At 75.0% G+C, this 3,777-nt stretch carries 5 protein-coding genes; 4 read left to right on the top strand and 1 reads right to left on the bottom strand.

The genetic code is table 11. From position 1 onward, the window contains the following. Positions 1-530 precede the first annotated feature (530 nt). Positions 531-1,208 carry a hypothetical protein gene (locus ACFV0G_RS24950; protein WP_380552010.1) on the top strand — a complete coding sequence of 226 codons (678 nt, stop codon included), beginning with the start codon at positions 531-533 and terminating at the stop codon, positions 1,206-1,208. A gap of 66 nt (positions 1,209-1,274) precedes the next feature. Here ACFV0G_RS24950 and ACFV0G_RS24945 read toward each other — a convergent pair whose 3' ends face one another. Beyond that, positions 1,275-2,039, bottom strand: a complete 765-nt coding sequence (locus tag ACFV0G_RS24945) for a GNAT family N-acetyltransferase (RefSeq protein ID WP_380552037.1) — start codon at positions 2,037-2,039, stop codon at positions 1,275-1,277. Positions 2,040-2,175: 136 nt separating this feature from the next. On the opposite strand from ACFV0G_RS24945, the gene ACFV0G_RS24940 reads away from it, so the two are divergent. The 3 genes from ACFV0G_RS24940 (at position 2,176) to ACFV0G_RS24930 (ending at position 3,633) form a co-directional block, all read left to right on the top strand. Then, positions 2,176-2,520, top strand: coding sequence for a hypothetical protein (locus ACFV0G_RS24940; protein WP_380552007.1), 345 nt, complete (start codon positions 2,176-2,178; stop codon positions 2,518-2,520). Positions 2,521-2,686: 166 nt separating this feature from the next. Then, a complete protein-coding gene (locus ACFV0G_RS24935) occupies positions 2,687-3,091 on the top strand; it encodes a hypothetical protein (RefSeq protein WP_380552004.1) in 405 nt (134 codons plus the stop codon). 5 nt (positions 3,092-3,096) lie between these two features. Next, on the top strand, positions 3,097-3,633 hold the full coding sequence (locus tag ACFV0G_RS24930) for a thiol-disulfide oxidoreductase DCC family protein (RefSeq protein ID WP_380552034.1): 537 nt from the start codon (positions 3,097-3,099) through the stop codon (positions 3,631-3,633). The last annotated feature ends 144 nt before the right edge of the window (positions 3,634-3,777 follow it).

Genomic DNA, 3,777 nt, shown 5'->3' with positions numbered 1-3,777 from the left:
GGGACGGGGCGCGCCCGCCCGTGCCCGCGCGCGGGGGGGGGGGCTCTCCCGCCCGAGCCCCCTAAACCCCGGGGTGGCGGGGGGGCCCCCCCCGGCCCCCACGGCGAGCAGCGGCTTGGCGGCAGAGCCGGACCTCGCCCGGTGCCGGCCGTTGCCGGCCCGCCGGTGCGACCCGCCACTCGCCCCGCGCGTGGACGGGTTCGGCGCGTACCGGCCCACCAGATCCTCGGTCCCGTGCTCCGTCATCGTTCCTCCTCCGGTCGACTGCCCTTCCGAGACAGGAGACCTCCGTCCGGGCACCGGATAACGAAAATCGCGCGAATGTTCACGCGACCTGCCGACGGTAGACGGTACAGCCGAGCGAGCCGGTCGTATACCGACACAGTGGTGTGCGTCCGGCATCGCAAGGGCTGTCCGTGGCCGAACTGATGTCGGGGAGTCGCCCCGGGTCCGCTGAAGGAAAAGATCTTGTGGGCGGCGCTCCGGGATGGTTCGATGTGCGACCGTCGGATCTGCCCCCAGGAGCACTCATGTCGTCGCCCGAGACGCCGCCCGTCCACGACACTCCGCCGGACGTCCGGGACACGCCGCCGGGGGGCGGGGCGGCACCGTTCGAGACGGTGCCGGTGCCCGAGCACCCGCCGCGCCGCCCGGGCCGGTGGCTGCTGGCCGGGGCGGGTGCCCTGGTGCTGGTGCTGGCCGGTGCGGGGTACGCCACCGCCGACCGCTTCGCGGCCCTCGGCGCCTACCGGTTCGTCACGCCGGAGCAGTTCAACGGCGTGCCGGCCGACACGGACAATCCGCTGGTGAAGCGGGTGCACAGCGACGCCGCGACCGGCGGGGCCGACCCCGAGTCGTTCGCCGCGACCTACGGCGCCCCGAGCACCGGGTACGTCATGGTGATCGGCTACCAGCGGCACGACTTCGTGCCGTCCTGGTCGGTGGACCGGGTGATCGAGCGGGTGTCCGCCACCCAGGGCATCAGCCTGGAGATGCACGCCGCGGACCCGGGGCCGCGCGGCGGCGCGATGAAGTGCGCTGTTCAGGGCGCCGACCAGTTCGGCCGAGCCGCCGGTGCCGTGTGCGTCTGGGCGGACGGCAGCATGCAGGCGAGTTTCAGCGAGTTCGGCACCGCCCGCTCCCTCGACCTGGCCCAGGTCGAGGCGGACGCCCGGGCCTTCCGCCTCCTCGCCGAACAGCCGGCCTGACACCTCGCGGGCCCGCCGCCTCCCTCGCCCGGTTCCCACGGCCGGTCCTCGCGGCCGGCCGGGGGCTCAGGGGGTGACGGCGTATTCGGTGAACCCGCCGCAGGGGCGGAAGCCGAGGCGCCGGTAGACGGGCTCGCCGTCGGTGGAGGCCTGCAGCACCGCGGTTCGGTAGCCCTCCCGGTGGGCCGTGTGCAGGGCGGCCAGGGTGATGGCCCCGCCGTAGCCGCGGCGGCGTTCGGGGGCGAGGGTCGCGATGTCGTAGATCCCGGCGACACCTGCGAAGAGAAAGGCCTCGGCCGAGCAGACGGGGCGTCCGTCCACGTATCCGACGAGGTAGCGCGCGGGGCAGTCGGGTGCCAGCGCCCACGCGGTCGCATCGGTGAAGAAGCGGCGGACCGTGGCAGCCGGCGGGTCCCAGTTCGCTGCCAGGATCATCGCGTGGTCGGCGAACTGCTCGGGCGTGGTCACGAGACGGATGTCCGGGCCGTCGGGGTCCGGCTCCGGTGGTGCGGTGTGCAGGTCCAGCCACATGCCGGTCCCGGTCTCGGACGCCGTGAGGCCGGCGCCGGTCAGCAGCGCGGCGATGTCCGGGGGAGTGGTGGCGGGGCCGACCCACCAGGAGAAGGGCCGGCCGGTCGCGGTCAGCGCCCGGAGCGTCTCCGCCACCCGGGCCGGGGCGGTGTCGTCGCTGAAGCGCGCCGCCGCCACGATGTTGAAGGTGTCGTCGTCCAGCCCGCTGTCGGCGATGACGAGATCGGCCGTCTCGGTGACGGCCGCGTGCTCCATGCGCCGGTGCAGGTGGCAGGCACGCTCCGCCAGGTTCCGCTCCATCCTGTCCTGCAGGTCGGATTCGCCGGACACCGTCCGCATCGCCTCGTTCATGCCCGACACGATCTCACCCGCGGGCCGGGCGACGACGGGGGAATGCCGGTGCCCGGCCCGGGCGTCGGCCCAGGTGGCCTGCCGGATGGTAGTCGTCGGCCTGGGCGGCACCGCCGCCCGCCCGGTCGGCGACCTGGTCGACGAGCTGCGCACGTCCCTGCCCCACCTGGCAGCGGCGAAGGACGCCGAGGACGCGAGGACGCTGCAGCACGAGCTCGCCGCGGGCGCGCACGACCTAGGCTCCGACCGGCCGAAGGCGGTGCGTGCCGCGCTCGGGCTGGGCACCGACGACAGCCGGGCGAACCGTCCGGAGGGCCCCGGCGGGTCGGGCGGGTGCGACGGCACCGCACGGACGGCCCGGCGCCCGCGACTGCGTGGGACACCGGCCGCGGGGCGGCCGTGCGGGTCTGAGTACCCGCCACCCGACTGACGCGGAGGGCGGCGTCGGTCGTGGCGTCAGGCGGGACCGAGGGCACGGACGGTGATATTCCGCCCAGGTGACGGGCTTTCCGCACCCCCCACTTGAACATGTTCAAAACCATCCCCTAGAGTCGTGCCCACAAGGTTTTGAACACGTTCGAAACGGAGTGGTCCCGATGGACTACACAGTCGTCAGCTATGCCGCCTACCTCCCGATCGCCACCGGTGTGACGATCTGGGTCGCCCGCACCCTGAGCCGCAACGGCCGGATCTTCCTGGCCGACGTGTTCTCGGGGGACGAGCGGCTGGCCGATGCGGTCAACCACCTCCTGGTGGTCGGCTTCTACCTGATCAACCTCGGCTTCGTCGCCCTGTGGATGCGCAACGACGAGGCGGTGGACACGGTCGCCGGGGTCTTCAACGCGCTCTCGTACAAGCTCGGTACCGTGCTGCTGCTCCTCGGTGTGATGCACCTCGGCAACGTGTACGTGCTCAACCGGATCCGCCGGCGCGGCGCGCTGGAGCGCCAGCAGCGTCCGCCGGTCGCCCCGCAGGGCTGGGTCGCGCCCACCCGGGCGTGACCGCGATGACCACCGGCCGGAACAACGCGGCCGCTGCGCCACCGGTCGGACTGCTGACGGTCCTGCACGATCCGGCGTGCCTGCTCTGCCGCCACCTGACCGGGTGGCTGCGCGGGCAGCCGCAGCTGGTGCCGCTGGAGTTCGTGGTGGTGGCCTCGGCCGAGGCCCGGGAGCGGTTCCCGGGCCTGGACCACGACGCCTCGCTCGGCGAGATCACCGTGGTGGCGGACACCGGCGAGGTCTGGCGGGGGGCGCACGCCTTCGTCACCTGCCTCTGGGCGCTGGCCGAACACCGGCCGCTGGCCCAGCGGCTGTCCACCCCGGCCGGCCTGCCGCTGGCCCGGGCGGCGGCCTTCGCCGCCAGCAAGTACCGCCAGGTCACGGCGGCCGGCCGGCAGGTGCCGGACGCGGAGCGGGCAAGCGGCCCGCTCCGGCCCGGCGAGGGGCCGCAGGGGAGCGCGGGCCCGTACGGCGGAGCGGGACCCGGCGGGCAGTGGCCCGGTCCTGGCTGCTCGGACGGCTCGTGCCCGGCCCCCGGTTAGAGCGGGTGGCTGCCCACCGGGACGGCGAGAGGAAGCGGGGGCGGCCCGGCCGGGCCGCCCCCGAGCCCGCGCCCCCCGCGCCGCACCCCCCCCCCCGCCCCGCCGGGGCCCCCCCCCCCCCCCCCCCGCGGGCGGGCCGGCGCC

Source organism: Kitasatospora sp. NPDC059571 (assembly GCF_042735675.1).
In the GTDB taxonomy this organism is placed as follows: domain Bacteria; phylum Actinomycetota; class Actinomycetes; order Streptomycetales; family Streptomycetaceae; genus Kitasatospora.
The sequence above is the reverse complement of the archived record's forward strand: the minus strand, read 5'-3'. Positions and strand labels throughout refer to the sequence as shown.

Coding starts and splice junctions, on each gene's coding strand:
- ACFV0G_RS24940 (WP_380552007.1), top strand. CDS start 2,176: ATGGTAGTCGTCGGCCTGGGCGGCACCGCCGCCCGCCCGGTCGGCGAC.
- ACFV0G_RS24950 (WP_380552010.1), top strand. CDS start 531: ATGTCGTCGCCCGAGACGCCGCCCGTCCACGACACTCCGCCGGACGTC.
- ACFV0G_RS24930 (WP_380552034.1), top strand. CDS start 3,097: ATGACCACCGGCCGGAACAACGCGGCCGCTGCGCCACCGGTCGGACTG.
- ACFV0G_RS24945 (WP_380552037.1), bottom strand. CDS start 2,039: ATGGAGCGGAACCTGGCGGAGCGTGCCTGCCACCTGCACCGGCGCATG.
- ACFV0G_RS24935 (WP_380552004.1), top strand. CDS start 2,687: ATGGACTACACAGTCGTCAGCTATGCCGCCTACCTCCCGATCGCCACC.